The following is a 20888-nucleotide window of genomic DNA, read 5'->3' on the forward strand; positions in this document are numbered from 1 at the left end:
AATTACCTGATCGATTGTTAAAGAGCAGCTCTTCCGCTTGGAGAGAGCGTCTTGCGTTGCCGTGGCGGCTGCCCCGGCGCCTCGCAAGGAAGGCGTATTCTACGTGATCGGCGCTTCGTGTCAACCCTGCGGCTCGCTGCGTTCGAAGCGAACCGGGCGACCGAGGCATCGGCTCAAGCTGTTCGAGCCAACTTCCGATCGAGTGGGGCGCATTCTACCGAATCCGCTGAGCTTGTCAACCGGGCGTTTTCGATGTCTTTCGAAAAACCCTCGGCAAAACAAGCACTTTTGCCACTCATCACCGCCTGCAACGTTGCCCGTCGCCGGCAGCGGATGCGTACTTTACGGATTCTCCCGGCACCGCGCAAGGACTTTTTTACCGAATCGTGTCGAAAGCATGAGAAGCCGGTGACACGGCCCCGCCCTGGCTATCCACAACCACCCCGACAACGAACCGGCTGTGGATAATCGTACGCCCCAGCCGGAGACGCGAACGCCCGCACGAGGCGGGCGTTCGTTCTGGCCTGACCCAGCAGTCGGTCAGGCGATGGAGACCTTGGCGTAGCGTTTCTTGCCGGCCTGGATCACGAAGCTCTTGCCGGTATCCAGCATGGCGCTCGGCTCCACGACTTCGCCATCGACCTTGACCCGACCATTCTTGAGCATGTCCTTGGCCTGGGCACTGTTCTTGGTCAAACCGGCACGATTGAGCACCGCCGCGATGGGCGCCTGCTCGCTACCCTCGAAGTCGACCGCCACCTCGGGCATGTCCTCCGGAAGCTCTCCGTCGGCCAACTGGTTGCCGGCACTGCGGTGGGCATTGGCGGCGGCTTCCTCGCCGTGATAGCGAGCGATCAGTTCGCGCGCCAGCTCCATCTTCACGTCCCGAGGATTGGCCCCGGCCTCGACGTCGCGCTTGAGCGCTTCTATCTCTTCGTTGCTCTTCAAGGAAAGCAGCTCGAAGTAGCGCCACATCAGGCTGTCGGGCATCGACACCAGCTTGCTGAACATGGCACCCGGTGCCTCGTCCACGCCGACATAGTTGCCCAGCGACTTGGACATCTTCTGCACGCCGTCCAGGCCTTCCAGCAGCGGCATGGTGATGACCACCTGGGAAGACTGGCCGAAATGCTTCTGCACCTCGCGTCCCATCAGCAGGTTGAACTTCTGATCGGTACCACCCAGCTCGACATCGGCCTCCAGGGCCACCGAGTCATAGCCCTGCACCAGCGGGTAGAGAAACTCATGGATGGAGATCGACTGACCGGCCTGGTAGCGCTTCTCGAAGTCGTCGCGCTCGAGCATGCGCGCCACGGTGCTCTGCCCGGCCAGCTCGATCATGTCGGCGGCGCTCATGGCGGAGAACCACTCGGCATTGAAGCGCACCTCGGTCTTTTCAGGGTCGAGGATCTTGAACACCTGGGCCTTGTAGGTCTCGGCGTTGACCTTGACCTCCTCCTCGGTGAGCGGCTTGCGCGTGACGTTCTTGCCGGTGGGATCGCCGATGCGGCCGGTGAAGTCGCCGATCAGGAAGATGACCGTGTGACCGAGGTCCTGGAACTGACGCATCTTGGTCAGCAGCACGCTATGCCCCAGGTGCAGGTCCGGGGCGGTAGGGTCGAAGCCCGCCTTGATGCGCAGCGGACGGCCGGAGGCCAGCTTCTTCTCCAGCTCGTCTTCCAGCAGGATCTCGTGGGTACCACGCTTGAGCAACGCTAGCGCGTCGGCGACATCGGTCATGCTCTCCTCTCCACTCGGCAGGGCGGCCCGTCCGGGCCAACGATGGACGTTGGGAATGGTCGAGGATGTTACCATGCCAGCCACCAACGGTTGAGCCCCACCGGGAGCCCTTATGCCTTACTTCATCGGCCTGATGTCCGGCACTAGCCTCGACGGTATCGACGCCGCCCTGGTCGACATATCGGCCTCGAGCCCGCCGCGCCTGGTCGCGACCCGCGGCGCGCCGATGCCGCCGACGCTGCGCGATGGCCTGTGGCGGCTGTGCCACGCCGAGCAGGCGAGCTTCGCCGAGCTGGCCGCGGCGGAAGACGCCTTCTGCGCCCTGCAGGCCGAGGCCGTGGCCGGGCTACTGGCCGAGACGGGCCTGGCGGCCGCCGATATCGCTGCCGTCGGCAGCCATGGCCAGACCATCGAGCACGCGCCCTGGGGCCACGACGGCGGCCCCGCCTATACCCTGCAGCTCGACGATCCCAGCCGACTGGCCGAGCTCACCGGCTGCACGGTAGTCGCCGACTTCCGTCGCCGCGACCTGGCCGCCGGCGGCCAGGCCGCGCCCCTGGCGCCGGCCTTTCACCAGGCGCTGTTTCGCGCCCCCGGCCAGTGGCGCCTGGTGCTCAATCTCGGCGGCTTCGCCAACCTGACGCTGCTCCCGCCGGTAGAGGATGGCCGCGACCCGCTGGGCTTCGACACCGGCCCGGCCAACGCGCTGCTGGATGCCTGGCACACCCGACATCGCGGCGGCAACTTCGACGCGGGCGGTGCCTGGGGGGCCTCAGGACGCGTGGACGAGGCCCTGCTCGAGCGGCTGCTCGCCGAGCCCTTCTTCCATCGCCCGCCGCCACGCAGCACCGGGCGCGAGGTCTTCCACCTGGAATGGCTCGAAGCACACCTGCGCGGGGACGAACGCCCCGAGGACGTGCAGGCGACCCTGGCTGAGCTCACCGCCGCCAGCGTGGCCCTTGGCATCGACATGGCCCGGGAACGCTATGCGGCGCCGAGCGCCGAATGCCTGATCCCCTGCGGCGGCGGCGCCCACAACCCGGACCTGCTGGCTCGGCTGGCCCGCCGCCTGCCCGACACGCCGCTGGAGGACGCCACGAGCTTAGGCTGGCCGCCGGACTGGCTCGAGGCGGCGGCCTTCGCCTGGCTGGCCTGGCGCCGCCTCGAGGGGCTGCCCGGCAACCTGCCCTCGGTCACTGGCGCGGCCGGCCCGCGGGTGCTGGGCGGACTGTTCGCCCCCTGAACCCGATCTCTCACATGAAGAAGGGAGCGGCACGCCGCTCCCTTCTTCGGCCTCCCTTCGCCGCCCTCCTCAATAGTCATCCTCGCCGCGCAGGGACAGATGACTGGCCGCTTCCTTGGCCTCGGCCAGCTCCTGGCCGCCTCCATCGCCGTACTTGATCATCATGCGCAGGTCGTTGGCCGAATCGGCATGCACCAGCGCTACCTCTTCGCTGATTTTCCCCTGCTGGTATAGATCGTAGAGCGCCTGATCGAAGGTCTGCATCCCCAGGTCGCGGGAACGAGCCATGAGGGTCTTGACCTCGGAAACCTCGCCCTTGCGGATCAAGTCCCCCATCAGCGGCGACTTCAGCAGAACCTCGATGGCCGGACAGCGGCCGCCGTCCACCGTGGGCAGCAGCTGCTGGGCGACGATGGCCCGCAGGTTGAGCGACAGGTCGAGCCACACCTGGTCGTGGCGCTCGTGGGGGAAGAAGTGAATGATCCTGTCCAGCGCCTGGTTGGCGTTGTTGGCATGCAGCGTCGCCAGGCACAGGTGGCCGGTCTCGGCGAAGGTCAGGGCATGTTCCATGGTCTCGCGGGTGCGAATCTCGCCGATCAGGATCACATCCGGCGCCTGGCGCAAGGTGTTCTTCAGCGCCACCTCGAACGACTCGGTGTCGATGCCCACCTCGCGCTGGTTGATGATCGCCCGGCGATGCGGGTGCACGTACTCGATGGGGTCCTCGACGCTGATGATATGGCCGCCGACGGTTTCGTTGCGCCGCTGGATCATCGACGCCAGGGTCGTCGACTTGCCAGTGCCGGTGCCACCGACCACGAACACCAGGCCGCGCTTGATGTTGACCAGCTCGCCAAGCACCTCCGGCAGCGACAGCTCTTCCAGGTGCGGGATCTCGAAGGCGATTCGCCGAATGACCATGGCCGCCTGACTGCGCTGGCGGAAGGCGCTGACGCGGAAGCGGCCACGCCCCGACAGGCTGAGGGCAAAATTGGCCTCCTGCTCGTCCGCAAAGCGCTGCCGGTGACTGTCCGGCATCGCCGCCACCACCAGCTCGTCGACCTGGGCCATGGACAGCCCTTCCTCGCCCATGGGGACCAGCGTGCCGGCCATCTTCAGCGTCGGCGGCGCGGCCACCGAGATCAGTAGATCAGAGGCATCCTTGTCGATCATGATGTCGAGCAACTGATACAGCCATTCTCTTGCGGTCATCCAGCGTCTCCTACTGCGGGGCATCATCAGCCGGGGAGCAGGGCCTTCGCCTTGGCCTGTGCCTCTTCGCGGGCCACCACATTGTCGGCCACCAGCCGTGACAGGGCCGCATCCAGAGTCTGCATGCCCAGGTTGCCACCGGTCTGGATCGCCGAGTAGATCTGCGCCACCTTGTCCTCGCGGATCAGGTTGCGCACCGCCGAGGTGGCAATCAGCACCTCGTGGGCCGCCACCCGCCCGCCGCCCTGGCGCTTGAGCAACGCCTGGGAGATCACCGCCTGCAGCGACTCGGACAGCATCGAGCGCACCATGGCCTTCTCGTCGCCGGGAAAAACATCGATGATACGGTCGATCGTCTTGGCCGCCGAAGTGGTGTGCAGGGTGCCGAACACCAGGTGGCCGGTCTCCGCCGCGGTCAGCGCCAGCCGGATGGTCTCCAGGTCGCGCATCTCGCCGACCAGGATGACGTCGGGATCCTCGCGCAGCGCGCTGCGCAGGGCCGGAGCGAAGCCGTGGGTGTCGCGATGCACCTCACGCTGATTGATCAGGCAACGCTTGCTGCGATGCACGAACTCGACCGGATCCTCGATGGTAAGGATGTGCTCGAAACGGTTGTCATTGATGTAGTCGATCATCGCCGCTAGCGTCGTGCTCTTGCCTGAGCCGGTCGGCCCGGTCACCAGCACCAGGCCGCGCGGCAGCATGGCCAGGCGACGGAACACCTCGCCCAGCTCCAGGTCATCCAGGGTCCACACCTGGGAGGGGATGGTGCGAAACACCGCGCCAGCGCCACGGGCCTGGTGGAAGACGTTGACGCGGAAGCGCGAGACGCCGGGCACCTCGAAGGAGAAGTCGGTCTCCAGGAACTCTTCGAAGTCACGACGCTGGCGGTCGGCGAGGATATCGTAGATCAGCCTGCGAACCTCGCGATCCTCCATGGCCGGCACATTGAGCCGGCGGATATCACCGTCGACCCGGATCATCGGAGGCAGTCCCGCCGAGAGATGGAGGTCCGAGGCGTTCTGCTTTGCCGAGAATGCCAGCAGTTCGGTAATATCCATGCGGTTCCCCTGCTCCCGGGATAAGGTGTTCTCAGTATGACAGACCTCACGACATGACGGATCTGGTACTTTCCGATTCGCTCGCCGCCGCTCGACGCCGACTCGAGGCGGCGCTGGCCGATGCCGGCCGTGCGCCCGACGCGGCGCGGCTGCTGGCGGTCAGCAAGACCAAACCCGCGGCCATGATCCGCGAGGCGCACCGGCTGGGCCAGCGCGACTTCGGGGAGAACTACCTGCAGGAGGCACTGGACAAGCAGGTCGAACTCGCCGATCTGGACGACATCGTCTGGCACTTCATCGGGCCGCTGCAATCCAACAAGACCCGCGACGTGGCCGGCCACTTCGCCTGGGTACACAGCCTGGACCGGGAGAAGATCGCCCGGCGTCTCAGCGAACAACGCCCCGACGATCTGCCACCGCTGAACGTCTGCCTGCAGGTCAACATCAGCGATGAGACCTCGAAGTCCGGGGTCTCCCTCGCCGAACTGCCGTCGCTGGCCGAGGCGGTGATGGCGATGCCTCGCCTGAGGCTACGCGGGTTGATGGCGATTCCGGCCCCGGCTGACGACCCGATCGCACAGCGCACGCCCTTTGCGCGACTGCGCGAGGCCCTGGCGACACTGCGCCAACGCTTCCCCGAGGCAGGGCTGGACACGCTGTCGATGGGCATGAGCGGCGACCTGGAGGCCGCCATTCAAGAAGGCGCCACCCAGGTGCGGCTCGGCACCGCCATCTTCGGGGCACGCGACCGCTCCGCCTGAGCAACCACGGCGCCGACGGCATGTCGACGGCGCCTCCACGTCGACACAGACAGGACTGAACGCATGGCAAGCCAAGTCACCTTCATCGGCGCCGGCAACATGGCCGGCGCCATCATCGGCGGAATGATCGACAGCGGCTATCCGCGCGATGCCATCACCGCCACCTCGCCCAGCGACGAGATGCTCGCACCGGCCCGGGAAAAGTACGGCATCCATACGTCCACCGACAACGCCGCCGCCGTGGCCCAGGCCGACGTGGTAGTGCTGGCGGTCAAGCCGCAGATCATGCAGGACGTCTGCCGCGCCATGCGAGAGGCCGTCCAGGCGCGCAAGCCACTGATCATCTCGGTGGCCGCCGGCCTGTCCGCCGAGACGCTGGAAGCCTGGCTGGGCGGCGAGCTCGCCGTGGTGCGCTGCATGCCCAACACCCCCTCGCTGGTTGGCGCCGGCGCCGCTGGCCTGTATGCCAATGCACGCGTCGACGACGCACAGCGCCATCTGGCCACGGAGCTTCTCGAAGCCGTGGGGCTGGTCGAGTGGGTCGATGAGGAGGCCCTGCTGGAGGCCGTGACGGCGGTGTCCGGCAGCGCGCCGGCCTACTTCTTCCTGATGTTCGAAGCCATGGAAGAGGCCGGCGCCAAGCTCGGCCTGCCCGCCGACACCGCGCGCCGCCTGGCCATGCAGACCGCTTTCGGCGCAGCGCGGATGGCCATGGACAGCGACAAGACGCCGGGCGAACTCAAGCGCAACGTGATGTCGCCCGGCGGCACCACCGAGCGCGCCATCTCCCATCTGGAAGACGCCGGCCTGCGCCGCATCATGGCCGAGGCCATGGACGCCTGCGCCGAACGCGCCCGCGAGATGGCCGCCGAACTCGGCAAGCGCTAACCGGGCTGGTTCACAAGACACGGAGGAGCCCCGATGGGCAGTCAATTGGGAAACGCCGGCCTGCTGCTGGTCAACACCCTCGTCAACATCTACCTGTTCCTGTTGATGCTGCGCTTCCTGCTGCAGGCATCCCGGGCCGACTATTACAATCCCTTGAGCCAGTCGGTGGTGAAGATCACCCAGCCGGTGGTGCGCCCCTTCCAGAGCTTCCTGGGGCCGGTGATGGGGCGCTTCGACCTGGCCACGCTGGCCGCCGGATTCGTGCTCAAGCTGGTGGCCATCATCGCGATCCTGCAGATCGCCGGCTACGGCATGGCGCCGATCGACAACCTGGCGATCGGCGCCGTGGCATCGCTGGCCAACGCCATCCTGAAGATCTACTTCTTCGCGCTGATCGTGATGATCATCCTCAGTTGGGTGGCGCCGCGCGCCAGCCATCCGGGCGCCATTCTGGTCATGCAGCTGGTGGAACCGATCATGGCTCCGGTGCGCCGGGTGATTCCGCCGCTGGGCATGCTCGACCTCTCGCCGATCGTGGTGTTCATCGCCATCAGCCTGCTCGATGGTATCGTGGTGGGCTCACTGATCCGCGCCGCCGGCGTCGTCGGCGCCCTGGTCGGGCTCTAAGAAGACGCATCACCCTGATGCGGGATTCGCGGTGATGTCCGGCGACCAGCCGTCGCGTGGGCGCCATGACCCCATCCATGGCCCCCTCGCGTCGGCTCATCCCCGACGATGTTCGCATCGCGTCTCCCGGCACGCTCCAAACACCAACGAAAACGACTGGACACGATACTTTAGATGACCGAGCTGCCCCGTGATTCGGTCGGCCTGGTGACGCCCGAGACGGCGCACTTCGACGACCCCCTGGACCTGGCCTGCGGCAGGACGCTGCCGGCCTATGACCTCGTCTACGAGACCTACGGCACCCTCAACGCCGAGGGCACCAACGCCGTGCTGATCTGCCATGCCCTGTCCGGCCACCACCACGCCGCCGGCTTCCACTCGATGGACGAGCGCAAGCCCGGCTGGTGGGACGCCCATATCGGGCCCGGCAAGTCGATCGACACAGAGCGCTTCTTCGTGGTGTCGGTGAACAACCTCGGCGGCTGTCACGGCAGCACCGGGCCCATCAGCGAGAATCCCGAGACGGGTACGGCCTGGGGCCCCGACTTTCCGATGATGACGGTGATCGACTGGGTCCACAGCCAGGCCCGCCTGGCGGATCGGCTGGGCATCGAGCGCTTCGCCGCCGTGGTCGGTGGCAGCCTGGGCGGCATGCAGGTGCTGCAGTGGGCGCTGAGCTATCCGGAACGCATCGCCCACGCCGCGGTGATCGCCGCCACCCCCAAGCTGTCGGCACAGAACATCGCCTTCAACGAGGTGGCCCGCCAGGCCATCCGCTCCGACCCCGAGTTCCATGACGGCCACTACGCCGAGCACGGCGCGCTGCCCCGCCGCGGACTCAAGCTCGCGCGCATGGTGGGTCACATCACCTACCTGTCGGAAGACGCCATGGGCAGCAAGTTCGGCCGCGACCTGCGCAGCGAGGACTTCAACTTCGGCTACGACGTGGAGTTCCAGGTGGAATCCTACCTGCGCTACCAGGGCGATACCTTCTCCACCTCCTTCGACGCCAACAGCTACCTGCTGATGACCAAGGCGCTGGACTACTTCGATCCGGCGGCGGCCCACGGCGGCGACCTGGCGGCGGCAGTGGCCCCGGCCGACTGCCCCTTCCTGGTGGTCAGTTTCTCCAGCGACTGGCGCTTCCCGCCGTCGCGTTCCAAGGAACTGGCCAACGCTCTGGTGCGCGCCGGCAAGGCGGTCAGCTTCGCCAACATCGACTCGCCCCACGGCCACGATGCCTTCCTGCTGCCCGAGCCCCGCTACCAGGCGATCTTCTCCGCTTTCATGGGCCGCGTGGCCCGCGACCAGGGACTGGAGGACCGCTCATGATGCGCGCCGACCTGCAACGGATCTACGACTGGGTACCCGCAGGCGCCCGAATGCTCGACCTGGGCTGCGGCGACGGCACCCTGCTGGCCGCCCTGGCACAGGACAAGGGCGTGACCGGCTACGGCCTGGAGATCGACCCCGACGGCATCACCGCCTGCCTGGCGCGCGGCGTCAACGTCATCGAGCAGAACCTCGACGAGGGGCTTTCCAACTTCGAGGACGATGCCTGCGACCTGGTGGTGATGACCCAGGCCCTTCAGGCGCTGCGCCGCCCGGACCGCATGCTCGACGAGATGCTGCGGGTGGCCGGCGAGTGCATCATCACCTTCCCCAACTTCGCCTACTGGCGCCATCGCGCCTACCTGGGCCTGCGCGGCTACATGCCGGTTTCCAAGTCGTTGCCACATGCCTGGTACGACACGCCCAACATCCACCTGTCGACCTTCAACGACTTTGAACGGCTGTGCCGGGACAAGGGTCTGATCATCATCGACCGCGCGGTAGGCATCGGCGGACGCTCGGGCAACTGGGCATCGCGGCGCTGGCCGAACCTGTTCGGCGAGATCGCCATCTTCCGGGTGACGCGGCGCCAACGCTGACCGGGCAACGCCGCTTCCCGGCTTCGAAGGGAGGGTACGGCATGAGGATTCGACGACTATTCGGTGCCCTGCTGGCCGGCGTATTGCTGGCCGCCCCGGCGGCCGAGGCCCAGCAGTACGAGCAGGTCGGCGACGTCCAGATCCACTACAACGCCCTGAACACCACCTTCCTGGCACCCGAGATGGCCCGAGCCGCCGGCATCCAGCGTAGCCCGGGGCTCGGCCTGCTCAATGTCAGCGTGCTGGAGTCGCGCCAGGACGGCACGTCGCGGGCGGTCAACGCCCGAGTCGACGGCAGGGTCGGCATCCTGGGCGGAGAGGGCCGCCCCCTGGACTTCCGCACCGTGCGCGACGGCGGCGGGATCTCGCACATCGCCACCTTCCGCATCCGCGAGGGCGAGCCGATGCAGTTCACCCTGGTGGTGACGCCGGATCCCGACCGGCCGCCGACCGAAATCGGCTTCATCCAGCGCTTCTATATCGATCGCTGACGCCATCTCCGCCGGCCTGATGCCCGTGGCTGGCCCGCGGCATCATCTCGCCAGGTCGCGTCCGGGGACGACCGGGAGCGCCCCGCCGAGGGCGACGCCCATCGGCCGCCCCTCGGCACGCTCGAAGCGACATGCCCGCGCCAGCACCTCCACGCCCTCCCCGATCACCCGACGCAGGGTGGCGGCGTAGGTGGGATCCAGGTGGGCGGCCGGAGCGACCGCCGCGATGCCCTCGTGGGCCACGCAGAACAGCAGCACGGCGCGGTGGCCCTCGGCGGCGAGCCCTGCCAGGGTCTCGAGGTGCTTGCGCCCTCGCTCGCTGACCGCGTCCGGGAAATAGCCGTGGCCGTCCACCTCGCGCAAGGTGACCTGCTTGACCTCCACGTAGGTGGTCGCGCCGGCATCGCCATCCAGCCGAAAGTCCAATCGCGCGCCCTCCACGCGGGCCTCTCGCTTCAGCCTACCGGCCCCAGCCAGTTCCTGGATCCTCCCGGCCGCCAGCGCCTCTTCGACGATACGATTGGCACGACCGGTGTGCACCGAGGCCAGCGCCGTGGTGCCGTCCGGCTGGGGCAGCTCGATCAATTCCCAGGTCCAGGCCAGCTTGCGCCGCGGGTCGTCGCTGGGCGCCAGCCACACCCGGCATCCCGGCACGTTGACCGCCCGCATCGAACCGGTGTTGGGACAGTGGGCGACCACCTCACGACCATCGTCGAGGCGCACGTCGGCCAGGAAGCGCTTGTAGCGGCGCAGCAGCACGCCGGACACCAGCGGCTCGGGATAGTCCATCAGGCGCCCTCGCGGCGAGACAGGAACCGCCCCAGCCGCGCCACGGCCTCCTCCAGCCGCTCGATGCCGGTGGTGAAGGCGATGCGCACGTGATGCTCGCCGCCCGCCAGGGCGAAGTCGGTGCCAGGGGTGATGGCGACGTTCTCTTCCTCGAGCAGCGCCTGGCAGAAGGCCTCGCTGTCGCGGCTGTAACGAGAGATGTCCAGCCACAGGTAGAAGGCCCCCTGGGGCGGCAGGTCGGGCACCAGCCCCAGTGTCTCGAGCCCCGCGAGCAGGGCATCACGGCGCCGAGCCAGTTCCGCGCGTCGACCTTCCAGGATATCGCGGCACTCGGGCTCGAAGGCCGCCAGGGCGGCGTGCTGGGCCGGAGTGGGGGCCGAAAGGAAAACGTTCTGGGCCAGCCGGGTCAGCGGCTCGATAGCCGCCTCGGGCGCCACCAGCCAGCCCAGACGCCAGCCGGTCATGCCGAAGTACTTGGAGAAGCTGTTGACCACGAAGGCCTCCGGGGCCACTGCCGCCGCGGACAGCGGCGCCAGGTCATAGCACAGCCCCTGGTAGATCTCGTCGACCAGCAGATGGCCGCCGCGGGAGGACACCGTCCTCGCCACGGCGGTGAGCCCGGCGGCATCGAGCATGTGCCCGGTGGGATTGGAAGGCGTTGCCAGCATCGCCAGCCGGGTGTCGTCGCGCCAGTGCTGGGCGACGCCCTCGGCGTCGAGCTGCCAGCCGCTCTCCGGCCCCACCGGCACCGCATCGACCTCGGCACCCGCCAGCGCCATGAAGTGGCGATTGCAGGGATAGGTAGGGTCGGCCATCAGCACTCGGTCGCCGCCCTCGACCAGCAGCTGGCTGGCCAGCAGCAGCGCGCCGGAAGCCCCCGGCGTGACGATGATCCGCGCCGGATCGACGTCGGCGCCGAAGTGCCGCGCATAGTGATCGGCAATCGCCTCGCGCAATGCCGGCAGGCCCGCCGCTGGGGTGTAACGGGTGCGCCCCTCTGCCAGCGCACTCTGGCCGGCGACCAGCACCGGTTCGGGCGTGGGGAAGTCGGGCTCGCCCACCTCCAGGTGGATGACGTCGTGGCCGGCGGCCTCCCGGGCCTGGGCAGCCTCCAGCAGGCGCATCACGCGGAAAGGGGCGACGGCATCGAGTCGCGAGCTCCAGGACATGGATGTCTCCTCTGCACGGCAACACATGGCGGGCATCTTTTCGGCCTGCCATAGTCAAAGGCCGCATGTTACGACTTTTGGCGCGACGACGCAGTCCGCTGCCGCCGGGGTGTTGCAAAGGCGGCGTTTTTTCGCTAAACAAGCATCCCTTTGGCGTGAGATACCTTGAGCAGTTCATCGGGTATTGATCAGCAGTCACACAAGTAACGAGGCAGTCCCATGCCAGTAGCAGAAAAGAAGATGGAAGCGCCCAAGAAATTCACCCCGTACGAGCCGGCACCGGGTGAAGAGTACATGAACGACAAGCAGCTCGAGCACTTCCGCCAGATCCTGCTGGGCTGGAAACAGGAGCTGATGGAGGAAGTGGATCGCACGGTGCGACATCTTCAGGAGGAGGCGAACAACTACGCCGACCCGGCGGATCGCGCCACCCAGGAGGAGGGCTTCAGCCTCGAGCTGCGCACCCGCGACCGCGAACGCAAGCTGCTCAAGAAGATCAACGAGACCATCGAGAAGATCGACGAGGACGACTACGGCTTCTGCGAGGCCTGCGGCGTGGAGATCGGCATCCGTCGCCTGGAGGCGCGTCCCACCGCTACCCTGTGCGTCGACTGCAAGACCCTTGCCGAGCTCAAGGAGAAGCAGCTGGGCGGCTAAGCCCCGGTTCGCACCGCTCCCGTGATGGGCACCCTGGGGTGCCCATCCGCCTGTTCGTCCCTCGCCCCGGAGCCGTCCATGCGTCCCTACCGTGGCCGCTTCGCCCCGACCCCCTCGGGCCCTTTGCATTTCGGTTCGCTGATCGCCGCCCTGGCCAGCTTCCTGGACGCCCGCCATGCGGCCGGCCACTGGGGACTGCGCATCGAGGACGTCGATCCACCGCGCTGTCCATCTGGCGCCGTCGACACCATCCTGCGCCAGCTTGAGGCCTTCGGCCTGCAGTGGGACGGCCCGGTCGTCTGGCAGAGCAAACACCACGACGCCTATGCCGCCGCCCTGGCCCGCCTCGAGATCCAAGGCCTGGCCTACCCTTGCAGCTGCTCGCGCAAGCAGTGGCGCGCTCATCCCGTCTACCCCGGCTGGTGTCGCGACGGCGTGTGCGAGCCGCACAAGCCGGCGGCCTGGCGGCTGCGCAGCGACCTCGGCCTGCGCCCGGTGCGTTGGGAGGATCGGTTATTCGGCCCCCAGGCCTTCGACCCCGCCGAGCTCGGCGACGTGGTGCTGCAGCGCAAGGATGGCCTGTGGGCCTACCAGCTCGCCGTGGTGGTGGACGACGCCGACCAGGGCATCAACGAGGTGGTGCGCGGCGCCGACCTGCTCGACAACACGCCCTGGCAGCGCCAGCTGCAGCACGCCCTGGCACTGCCCGAGCCCCGCTACCTGCACCTGCCGCTGATCCTCGGCGACGACGGCCAGAAGCTGTCCAAGCAGAATCTGGCTCCGGCGCTGCCGGACACCGAAACCGAGGCCCGAGCGCTATTGCATCGCGCCCTGGCCCTGCTCGACCAGGCGCCCCCCGCCGAGCTCGCCATGGCGCCGGTGGCAGAGCAGCTTGCCTGGGCCATCGCCCACTGGGACCCGGGCCGGCTGCGCGCCGACCCCGAACGCCGTTTGACGCACGACACCGTCGACTGAGGAGGCACCGTGTACGTCTATCGCATCGTGCTGTTCCTGGTGTTCGGCGGCTATCTGCTCTCGCCGCTGCTGATGAGCGGCTGGGGCAGCCCAGGGGCCGCCTGGTATCGGCCCTTCCTGATCTGGGGCGTGCTGATCGCCCTGACCCTGTGGCTGGAACGCAAGCGCAAGCTCGATGAACGACGTTAGGGGGTCCTCGCGATGAGCCTGACCGGCCTCATGGTCCTGGGCATCGGCTACATGCTGGTGCTGTTCCTGTGCGCCCTCGCAGTGGAGCGCGGCTGGCTGCCGTCACGCCTGACCCGCCATCCGGCGATCTACACCTTGGCGCTGGGGGTCTACGCCAGCGCCTGGGCGATTCACGGCAGTCTCGAACAGGCCGGACGCAGCGGCTACGGCTACCTGGCCTACTACCTCGGCGCGGCCGGGGCCTTCCTGCTGGCGCCAGTGCTGCTGGTACCGATCCAGCGCATGGCGCGCACCTATCAGCTGGCGTCGCTGGCCGACCTGTTCGCCTTCCGCTTCCGCTCGCGCTGGGTCGGCACCCTGATCACCCTGGTCAGCCTGCTGGCGGTGCTGCCACTGCTGGCGCTGCAGGTGCAGACCATGGGCAATGCCATCCAGTTGCTGTCCGGCGGCGGGTCGCAGGAGTGGCTGGCACTGGGATTCAGCGGCCTGATCGCGCTGTTCGCGATCCTCTTCGGCGCCCGCCATACCCATCTCAATGCCCGCCACGACAGCTTGCTGGCGGCGATCGCCTTCGAGTCGGTGGTCAAGCTCGGGGCCATGCTGGCGCTCGGCGCCTTCGCCCTCTATGGCATCTTCGACGGCCCCGGCGATCTCCAGGCCTGGCTCGACGGCCCCGGCCACCTCGAGCAGGCCGAAACGCATCCGCTGGCCCCGGCCCAGTGGCGCACCCTGCTGATGCTGTTCTTCGCCGCGGCCTTCCTGATGCCGCACATGTTCCACATCACCTTCGCCGAGCCTCTGAACCGACGTACCCTGCTGCGTGCCGGCTGGGTGCTGCCGCTGTTCCTGCTGCTGATGGCCCTGCCGGTGCCGCTGATCCTGTGGGGCGCCCAACGCCTCGGGATCGACGCCTCCGCCACCGGCACCGCCTACCTGGCCTTCGGCCTGTCATCCTCCTGGTGGGTCGGCGCGCTGGCCTTCATCGCCGGCCTGGCCGCGGCCAGCGGCACCATGATCATCATCTCCCTGGCGCTGTCGGGGATGATCCTCAACCACCTGGTGCTGGTGGCCCATCCGCCGATCGCCCAGCCCGATCTCTACCGCTGGCTGCGCTGGCTGCGACGCGGCCTGATCGCCGCGGTGATCGTCGGCGGCTGGCTGTTCTACCGCACCGTGGGCGTGCATCACGACCTCTCGACCCTGGCGATGGCCTCCTTCGTCGGCATGGCCCAGTGTCTGCCGGGCATGCTCGCCCTGCTCTACTGGCCGGGTGCCAACCGCAAGGGCATGGTCACCGGGCTCGTGGTCGGCGTGTCGATCTGGCTGGCCGGCCTGTGGCCGCCGCTGCTCGGGGCGCCCTCCGGAGTGGTACTGCTCCCGCCCGGTCTCGAAGTGCTGGCCGACGAACCCGACTGGTACCTGATCACGCTGGTCTCGCTGGCGGCCAACGTGCTCAGCTTCATTCTGGTTTCGCTGGCGACTCGCACCTCGGCCGGCGAGCGCGCCGCCGCCGAGGCCTGCTCGGTGGACGCCGTGGTGCGCCCGATGCGATTGCCGCTGGTGGCCGGCAACGGCATGGAGATCAAGCAGCACCTGGCGCGCGCGCTGGGCGAGGACGTCGCCGAGCGCGAGGTGGAACGAGCCCTGGCGGCGCTGAAGATGTCGCCGCTGGACGGCCGCCCCTACGCCCTGCGTCGTCTGCGCGACCGCATCCAGGCCAACCTCTCGGGCCTGATGGGCCCTTCGGTAGCCCAGGACATCGTCGACCGTTTCCTGCCCTATCGGCAGGACGGCCCTGGCGCCACAGAGGACATCCACTTCGTCGAGAGCCGTCTGGAAGCCTACCGCTCGCGGCTCACCGGCCTGGCTCGAGAGCTCGACGGCCTGCGCCGCTATCACCGCCGTACCCTGACCCGGCTGCCGGTAGGGCTGTGCGCCTTCGGCGAGGACGGCGAGCTGCTGATGTGGAACGACGCTCTGGCCGAGCTCTCCGGCATCCCCGGGGAATCGGTGATCGGCGCCCACCGCGACACCCTGCCGCCCCCGTGGAACGAACTGCTGGGCCGCATCCTCGCTGAACCCCATAGCCAGCTCTACAAGCAGCCGGTGGCCCTGGCCCGCGGCCAGCGCTTCCTCAGCCTGCACAAGGCCGCATTGCATGGCGACCATGGCGACCCCGGCGGCAACGTCATCCTGGTCGAGGACCACAGCGAGATGAAGTGGCTGGAAGACGAGCTGGTGCATGCCGCCCGACTGGCCTCGATCGGCCAGTTGGCGGCCGGCGTCGCCCACGAGATCGGCAACCCCATCACCGGCATCTCGTCTCTGGCCCAGAATCTGCGCTACGACACCGACGATCCGGCCCTGCTGGAGACCGCCGATCAGATCCAGCAGCTCACCGATCGGGTGTCGCGCATCGTCGGCTCGCTGGTCGGCTTCGCCCATGGCGGCCGCCACGTCACCGGGGCGGCCTTCGAGGCAGTGTCGATGGCCGAGGTCACCGATGAGGCGCTGCACTTGATCCACCTCGCCCGCTCGGGGGAGGATATTCAATACGTGAACCACTGCCCGCCCGCCCCCCGAGTGGACGGTGACGCCCAGCGCCTTCAGCAGGTGATGATCAACCTGCTCGGCAACGCCCGGGACGCCAGCGAGCCGGGGGGACGCGTGATCGTCGACGCCGAACCCCAGGGCGAGTCGCTGCTGGTCACCGTTACCGACGAGGGGCACGGCATCGATGAGCGCGTGCGCGACCACCTCTTCGAGCCCTTCACCACCACCAAGCCGGCCGGTGAGGGCACGGGACTCGGCCTGCCGCTGGTCTACAGCATCATCGCCGAGCACGGTGGCCAGATCGACATCGAGTCCCCTCCCGCCGGGCGGGCCAACGGCACCCGCATCAAGCTGTGGCTGCCCCTCAACCGAGAGGATGCTGAGAGTACCGATGAGCCGGATCCTGATCGTTGAAGACGAAGCCATCATCCGCAGCGCCCTGAGGCGCCTGCTGGAACGCCATGACCACAGGGTCAGCGAGGCCGGCTCGGTGGACGAGGCGCTGTCCCTCGATCCCCAGGGCTTCGACCTGGTGATCAGCGACCTGCGACTGCCGGGCGAGCCGGGCACCGACCTGATCGCCCGCGCTGCCCCGGTACCGGTGCTGATCATGACCAGCTACGCCAGCATGCGCTCGGCGGTGGAAGCATTGAAGCTCGGCGCCGTGGACTACGTGGCCAAGCCCTTCGACCACGACGAGCTGCTCGAGACCGTGGCCCGGGTGCTTCACCAACGCGCGCTGCAGCAGGGCGAGCCCCCGGACGTCACCGACCCCGGCGGCGAACGCCAGACCATGATCGGCAACTGCCCGGCCATGCAGGCGGTCTATACCCGCATCCGCAAGACCGCACCGGCCGACGTTACCGTGCTTATCCAGGGCGAATCCGGCACCGGCAAGGAGCTGGTGGCCCGCGCGCTTCACCAGCAGAGCCAGCGTGCCGCGGCCCCGCTGGTATGCGTGAACTGCGCGGCCATCCCCGAGACGCTGATCGAATCGGAGCTGTTCGGTCACGAGAAAGGGGCTTTCACCGGCGCCAGCGCCGCGCGCACTGGCCTGGTGGAAGCCGCCGACGGCGGCACCCTGTTCCTCGACGAGATCGGCGAGCTGCCCCTCGACGCCCAGGCCCGCCTGCTGCGGGTCCTCCAGGAGGGCGAGATTCGCAAGATCGGCTCGGTGGAAACTCGCCACGTGGACGTACGGTTGATTGCCGCCACCCACCGCGATCTACGCGTCCTGTCGAGAACCGGCGAGTTCCGCCTCGATCTCTACTACCGTCTCAACGTCATGCAGATCGACCTGCCGCCGCTGCGCGACCGCGAGGACGACATCCTGGAGATCGCCGACGTTCTGCTGGATAAGGCCTGCCGCCGGCACGAGCGCGACGGCCTCCGCCTGTCGCGTGCCGCGCGCCGGGTAATCCGCGATTTTCCCTGGCCCGGCAACGTGCGTGAACTGGAGAACGCCCTGGAGCGCGGCGTCATCCTCGCCGAGGGCCATCTCATCCACCCCGACGACCTGGGGCTCGGGCCAACGACGCCCCGGCCCAGCCCGCCGCCGCCGCCAGCGATCGAACCGATAGCCCCGGGGAGCGATGAAGCGCCCCACGGACAGACCGCCGAGACGGCAGCGGACGAAGAGGAAGAGGATCTGTCGCTGGAAGATTATTTCCAGCACTTCGTGCTCGAACACCAGGACCAGATGAGCGAGACCGAGTTGGCCCAGAAGCTCGGGATCAGCCGCAAGTGTCTTTGGGAGCGACGCCAGCGCCTGGGGATCCCACGCAAGAAGGGCCCGAGGCGCAATGCCGGCTAGGCGCCGCCTCACCTACGACCAAAGCACTAGCGCCCGCGGCCTCGGCCGCGGGCGCCGTTTTTGGCACGTTCGATGGCGTTCTCGCACCATTTGTTACCTTCCCACACAACCACTGCCCCATGGAGGGGCATATTGGGTAACACTCCACCCAGCTCCGACAGACGCCACAATGCATCATAAAAACAAACCATTGTTTTATATGTATTTTTCTAGAAATGGCACGCCCTCTGCTATATACAGGGCAAGAAAAACAACGCCGGATGCCACCCGCGGCCAACAACAACAAAAAGGCTCGCGAGCGGTGACAGGCCCGACCCGATAACAACAACAAGACCCCGGGCCACAGACACTGAGCGCCATGCCGACAACAAGAACAACAGCGGCAAGCAGGCGCGAGTCCTTCGAGGCAACAACAACAAGACGCTCGAAGTCCGGAATCAGGACGCGACGCACCATACCGGCCGCCAACAACAACAAGGGCCGTCAGAGGTGCACCCCCGTCAACAACGACAACACGTCGGGGGGAGGCAATCATCTGCCGTCGTGGTTGGATTATTGTTTTGAATACGAGGCGGTCGCCTTCAGGAACGTTTACAAAGACAACAACATTGCTTGCCTGAATTCCTTGGTGACTGTGGTGCGTATTCAAGGCGATGCGCCATCACGAAGAAGAATCAGCAGCAGGGATGCTGCATCCTGCTTGACAGGGGAGGCCAGTGGCCTCCCCTTTCTACTTTAGGGCCGATTGCCAGAAGGCCCAATGCTTTGCAAGGTGTCGGGTGTTCGCTACACTCAACGCTTTTCGAATCCTCGCGAGTCGACAACGCCGCATGATCAAAGGTTTTACCCGCTTTCTGCAGAGTCCGGGCGAGCATCTCCGGTCACTGTTCGGTCCTCAGGACGCGTCGGCCGCCGGCCCCGAGCTGCGCGTCATCCCCCGCCAGGAGCATCCGGTCTCGCGCCAGCACTTCAGCGATGCCGCTCTCAAGGTGCTGTACCGGCTGCACAACGCCGGCCACGAAGCCTTCCTGGTAGGAGGGTGCATCCGCGATTCCCTGCTCGGTCGCATGCCCAAGGACTTCGACGTGGCCACCGACGCCACCCCTGAGCGGGTCCGTGAGCTGTTCCGCAACTCACGCATCGTCGGCCGCCGCTTCCGTATCGTCCACGTGCGCTTCGGCCGCGAAGTGATCGAGGTCACCACCTTCCGCGGCAAGCCCGGCGACGACCATGCCGACCACATCGCCCAGCAGTCCGACGACGGCATGCTGCTGCGCGACAACGTCTGGGGCAACATCGAGGAAGACGCCATCCGACGCGACTTCACGATCAATGCCCTCTACTACAGCATTGCCGACTTCTCGATCCACGACTTCGCCGACGGCGTGCGGGACATCGAGTCGCGCACCCTGAGGTTGATCGGCGACCCGGCGACCCGCTATCGCGAGGACCCGGTGCGCATGCTGCGCGCGGTGCGCTTCGCCGCCAAGCTCGACTTCGACATCGAGCCGGCCACCGAGGCACCGATCGCCGAGCTCGCCGAACTGCTGCTCCAGGTGCCCCCGGCGCGACTGTTCGACGAAGTGCTCAAACTGTTCATGGGTGGCCATGGGGTCGAGACCTTCCGTCTGCTACGCGACTACGGCCTGTTTGCCATGCTGTTCCCCGAGGCCGATGAAGCCATGGAGGAATTGCCGTGGGCGGAGGCGGTCATCGAGCGCGCCCTGGCCAGCACCGATCGACGCATCCACGAAGAGCGCCCGGTAACGCCGGCCTTCCTGTTCGCCGCCCTGCTGTGGGGCCCGGTGCAGCAGCGCCAGCAGACCCTGGAGGCCGAAGGCATGCCTCCCATCCCGGCGCTGCAGGCCGCCTCCCAACAGGTCATCTCGCGCCAGCTGCAGCATGTGGCCATTCCCAAGCGTTTCAGCCTGCCGATGCGCGATATCTGGGACCTGCAGCAGCGCCTGCCGCTGCGCCGTGGCAAGAGAGTCTTCCAGACCCGCGAACATCCGCGCTTCCGTGCCGCCTACGATTTCCTGCTGGTCCGCGAGGCCGCCGGCGAGCTGTCTCCCGGCCTCGGCGACTGGTGGACCGCCTTTCAGGATGCCGACGAGCACGAACAGCGCCGCCTGCTGGGCAAGGTCGACGCCGATCCGGCCGGCACCCCGGCCCCACGCAACAAGCGCCGCCGACGCCGTCGCCGTCGCAAGCCGTCCAACGACGACTCATGAGCCGCCCGCATCGAGCCTGGATCGGGCTCGGCAGCAACCTCGACGATCCCCACGGCCACGTCGAGCGCGCCCTGGCCGAGCTCGACGCCCTGCCGCTGACGCGACGTCGTCAAGCCTCGTCGCGCTATGCCAGCCGCCCGGTGGGGCCTGCCGATCAGCCCGACTTCGTCAACGCCGTGGCCGAGCTCTCGACCCGACTGTCGCCGCTGGCACTGCTCGACCAGCTGCAGGCTCTGGAACAGCGCCACGGTCGAGTGCGTGGCCGACGCTGGGGGCCACGCACCCTCGACCTCGACCTGCTGCTGTTCGATCAACGCCGACTGGCAACGCCACGCCTGACGCTGCCCCATCCGGAAATGGTCCGACGCGCCTTCGTGCTGGTACCGCTGGCCGAGCTTGATCCCGAGCTCGAGCTGCCGGACGGCCGACACGTCGCTACCCTGGCGATAGCGCTGGACCAGACCGGCCTGCGCCGGGTGTTACCCTGGCCCTGAGACCGACGCCACAGTGTTACCTATCGACACCTTTGCCCGGATCGGGTAACAATTGCGGGTTACA

Annotated in this window: 19 protein-coding genes; 14 read left to right on the forward strand and 5 right to left on the reverse strand. The window is 67.5% G+C overall.

Annotated elements, in window-relative coordinates:
• Positions 1–540: 540 nt before the first annotated feature.
• Complete coding sequence (tyrS, locus tag FHR96_RS16610; RefSeq protein WP_183388847.1) at positions 541–1740, reverse strand: tyrosine--tRNA ligase; 1200 nt, start codon at positions 1738–1740, stop codon at positions 541–543.
• Between the two features lie 112 nt (positions 1741–1852).
• Between tyrS and FHR96_RS16615 the strand changes: the two genes are divergently transcribed.
• Positions 1853–2983, forward strand: a complete 1131-nt coding sequence (locus FHR96_RS16615) for an anhydro-N-acetylmuramic acid kinase (protein WP_183388848.1) — start codon at positions 1853–1855, stop codon at positions 2981–2983.
• Between the two features lie 69 nt (positions 2984–3052).
• On the opposite strand, the gene FHR96_RS16620 is transcribed toward FHR96_RS16615, so the two are convergent.
• Together FHR96_RS16620 and FHR96_RS16625 are read right to left on the reverse strand one after the other, a co-directional pair.
• Entirely contained in the window at positions 3053–4195 is a 1143-nt protein-coding gene (locus FHR96_RS16620) for a PilT/PilU family type 4a pilus ATPase (RefSeq protein WP_183388849.1), read from the reverse strand.
• 26 nt (positions 4196–4221) lie between these two features.
• On the reverse strand, positions 4222–5256 hold the full coding sequence (locus tag FHR96_RS16625) for a type IV pilus twitching motility protein PilT (RefSeq protein ID WP_183388850.1): 1035 nt from the start codon (positions 5254–5256) through the stop codon (positions 4222–4224).
• Between the two features lie 53 nt (positions 5257–5309).
• On the opposite strand from FHR96_RS16625, the gene FHR96_RS16630 reads away from it, so the two are divergent.
• The 6 genes from FHR96_RS16630 to FHR96_RS16655 all read left to right on the forward strand — a co-directional run bounded on the left by FHR96_RS16630 (position 5310) and on the right by FHR96_RS16655 (position 9954).
• Positions 5310–6017, forward strand: coding sequence for a YggS family pyridoxal phosphate-dependent enzyme (locus tag FHR96_RS16630; RefSeq protein WP_183388851.1), 708 nt, complete (start codon positions 5310–5312; stop codon positions 6015–6017).
• Positions 6018–6080: 63 nt separating this feature from the next.
• Positions 6081–6905: a pyrroline-5-carboxylate reductase gene (gene proC, locus FHR96_RS16635; protein ID WP_183388852.1), complete on the forward strand. Its 825-nt coding sequence runs from the start codon at positions 6081–6083 to the stop codon at positions 6903–6905.
• Between the two features lie 33 nt (positions 6906–6938).
• Positions 6939–7532, forward strand: coding sequence for a YggT family protein (locus FHR96_RS16640; RefSeq protein WP_183388853.1), 594 nt, complete (start codon positions 6939–6941; stop codon positions 7530–7532).
• A 174-nt stretch (positions 7533–7706) separates the two neighbouring features.
• A complete protein-coding gene (gene metX, locus FHR96_RS16645; RefSeq protein ID WP_183388854.1) occupies positions 7707–8864 on the forward strand; it encodes a homoserine O-succinyltransferase MetX in 1158 nt (385 codons plus the stop codon).
• Positions 8864–9463, forward strand: coding sequence for a methionine biosynthesis protein MetW (gene metW / locus FHR96_RS16650; RefSeq protein WP_183388910.1), 600 nt, complete (start codon positions 8864–8866; stop codon positions 9461–9463). Before metX ends, metW begins: the two co-directional genes overlap by 1 nt.
• Before the next feature lie 41 nt (positions 9464–9504).
• Positions 9505–9954, forward strand: a complete 450-nt coding sequence (locus FHR96_RS16655) for a DUF4426 domain-containing protein (RefSeq protein WP_183388855.1) — start codon at positions 9505–9507, stop codon at positions 9952–9954.
• A 42-nt stretch (positions 9955–9996) separates the two neighbouring features.
• Here the strand turns inward: FHR96_RS16655 and sfsA are convergent, their stop codons facing one another.
• Entirely contained in the window at positions 9997–10743 is a 747-nt protein-coding gene (sfsA, locus tag FHR96_RS16660; RefSeq protein ID WP_183388856.1) for a DNA/RNA nuclease SfsA, read from the reverse strand.
• Positions 10743–11912 (reverse strand): pyridoxal phosphate-dependent aminotransferase, encoded by a 1170-nt coding sequence (locus FHR96_RS16665; protein ID WP_183388857.1) that lies wholly within the window; start codon positions 11910–11912, stop codon positions 10743–10745. The genes sfsA and FHR96_RS16665 overlap by 1 nt, the downstream gene beginning before the upstream one ends.
• A 219-nt stretch (positions 11913–12131) precedes the next feature.
• On the opposite strand from FHR96_RS16665, the gene dksA reads away from it, so the two are divergent.
• The 7 genes from dksA (at position 12132) to folK (ending at position 20824) form a co-directional block, all read left to right on the forward strand.
• Positions 12132–12569, forward strand: a complete 438-nt coding sequence (gene dksA / locus FHR96_RS16670; protein WP_183388858.1) for an RNA polymerase-binding protein DksA — start codon at positions 12132–12134, stop codon at positions 12567–12569.
• A gap of 78 nt (positions 12570–12647) precedes the next feature.
• Positions 12648–13544, forward strand: a complete 897-nt coding sequence (gluQRS, locus tag FHR96_RS16675) for a tRNA glutamyl-Q(34) synthetase GluQRS (protein ID WP_183388859.1) — start codon at positions 12648–12650, stop codon at positions 13542–13544.
• A 9-nt stretch (positions 13545–13553) separates the two neighbouring features.
• Positions 13554–13733, forward strand: a complete 180-nt coding sequence (locus FHR96_RS16680) for a hypothetical protein (protein ID WP_183388860.1) — start codon at positions 13554–13556, stop codon at positions 13731–13733.
• A 12-nt stretch (positions 13734–13745) separates the two neighbouring features.
• Positions 13746–16700, forward strand: coding sequence for an ATP-binding protein (locus FHR96_RS16685; RefSeq protein ID WP_183388861.1), 2955 nt, complete (start codon positions 13746–13748; stop codon positions 16698–16700).
• Positions 16678–18099 carry a sigma-54-dependent transcriptional regulator gene (locus FHR96_RS16690; RefSeq protein ID WP_183388862.1) on the forward strand — a complete coding sequence of 474 codons (1422 nt, stop codon included), beginning with the start codon at positions 16678–16680 and terminating at the stop codon, positions 18097–18099. The genes FHR96_RS16685 and FHR96_RS16690 overlap by 23 nt, the downstream gene beginning before the upstream one ends.
• Positions 18100–18929: 830 nt before the next feature.
• Positions 18930–20330 (forward strand): polynucleotide adenylyltransferase PcnB, encoded by a 1401-nt coding sequence (gene pcnB, locus FHR96_RS16695; RefSeq protein ID WP_183388863.1) that lies wholly within the window; start codon positions 18930–18932, stop codon positions 20328–20330.
• The gene (gene folK, locus FHR96_RS16700) at positions 20327–20824 is read left to right on the forward strand and encodes a 2-amino-4-hydroxy-6-hydroxymethyldihydropteridine diphosphokinase (protein ID WP_183388864.1); all 498 of its coding nucleotides are present in this window, start codon (positions 20327–20329) and stop codon (positions 20822–20824) included. The genes pcnB and folK overlap by 4 nt, the downstream gene beginning before the upstream one ends.
• The last annotated feature ends 64 nt before the right edge of the window (positions 20825–20888 follow it).

It is taken from the genome of Halomonas organivorans, assembly GCF_014192055.1.
GTDB classification, from domain to species: domain Bacteria; phylum Pseudomonadota; class Gammaproteobacteria; order Pseudomonadales; family Halomonadaceae; genus Halomonas; species Halomonas organivorans.

Excerpts from the sequence above, each read along its gene's own strand:
- metX (WP_183388854.1), top strand. The coding sequence starts at position 7,707 with ATGACCGAGCTGCCCCGTGATTCGGTCGGCCTGGTGACGCCCGAGACG.
- FHR96_RS16665 (WP_183388857.1), bottom strand. The coding sequence starts at position 11,912 with ATGTCCTGGAGCTCGCGACTCGATGCCGTCGCCCCTTTCCGCGTGATG.
- FHR96_RS16620 (WP_183388849.1), bottom strand. The coding sequence starts at position 4,195 with ATGACCGCAAGAGAATGGCTGTATCAGTTGCTCGACATCATGATCGAC.
- FHR96_RS16615 (WP_183388848.1), top strand. The coding sequence starts at position 1,853 with ATGCCTTACTTCATCGGCCTGATGTCCGGCACTAGCCTCGACGGTATC.
- sfsA (WP_183388856.1), bottom strand. The coding sequence starts at position 10,743 with ATGGACTATCCCGAGCCGCTGGTGTCCGGCGTGCTGCTGCGCCGCTAC.
- FHR96_RS16655 (WP_183388855.1), top strand. The coding sequence starts at position 9,505 with ATGAGGATTCGACGACTATTCGGTGCCCTGCTGGCCGGCGTATTGCTG.
- FHR96_RS16685 (WP_183388861.1), top strand. The coding sequence starts at position 13,746 with ATGAGCCTGACCGGCCTCATGGTCCTGGGCATCGGCTACATGCTGGTG.
- folK (WP_183388864.1), top strand. The coding sequence starts at position 20,327 with ATGAGCCGCCCGCATCGAGCCTGGATCGGGCTCGGCAGCAACCTCGAC.
- FHR96_RS16625 (WP_183388850.1), bottom strand. The coding sequence starts at position 5,256 with ATGGATATTACCGAACTGCTGGCATTCTCGGCAAAGCAGAACGCCTCG.
- FHR96_RS16640 (WP_183388853.1), top strand. The coding sequence starts at position 6,939 with ATGGGCAGTCAATTGGGAAACGCCGGCCTGCTGCTGGTCAACACCCTC.
- metW (WP_183388910.1), top strand. The coding sequence starts at position 8,864 with ATGCGCGCCGACCTGCAACGGATCTACGACTGGGTACCCGCAGGCGCC.
- gluQRS (WP_183388859.1), top strand. The coding sequence starts at position 12,648 with ATGCGTCCCTACCGTGGCCGCTTCGCCCCGACCCCCTCGGGCCCTTTG.
- FHR96_RS16690 (WP_183388862.1), top strand. The coding sequence starts at position 16,678 with ATGAGCCGGATCCTGATCGTTGAAGACGAAGCCATCATCCGCAGCGCC.
- dksA (WP_183388858.1), top strand. The coding sequence starts at position 12,132 with ATGCCAGTAGCAGAAAAGAAGATGGAAGCGCCCAAGAAATTCACCCCG.
- FHR96_RS16630 (WP_183388851.1), top strand. The coding sequence starts at position 5,310 with ATGACGGATCTGGTACTTTCCGATTCGCTCGCCGCCGCTCGACGCCGA.
- pcnB (WP_183388863.1), top strand. The coding sequence starts at position 18,930 with ATGATCAAAGGTTTTACCCGCTTTCTGCAGAGTCCGGGCGAGCATCTC.
- tyrS (WP_183388847.1), bottom strand. The coding sequence starts at position 1,740 with ATGACCGATGTCGCCGACGCGCTAGCGTTGCTCAAGCGTGGTACCCAC.
- proC (WP_183388852.1), top strand. The coding sequence starts at position 6,081 with ATGGCAAGCCAAGTCACCTTCATCGGCGCCGGCAACATGGCCGGCGCC.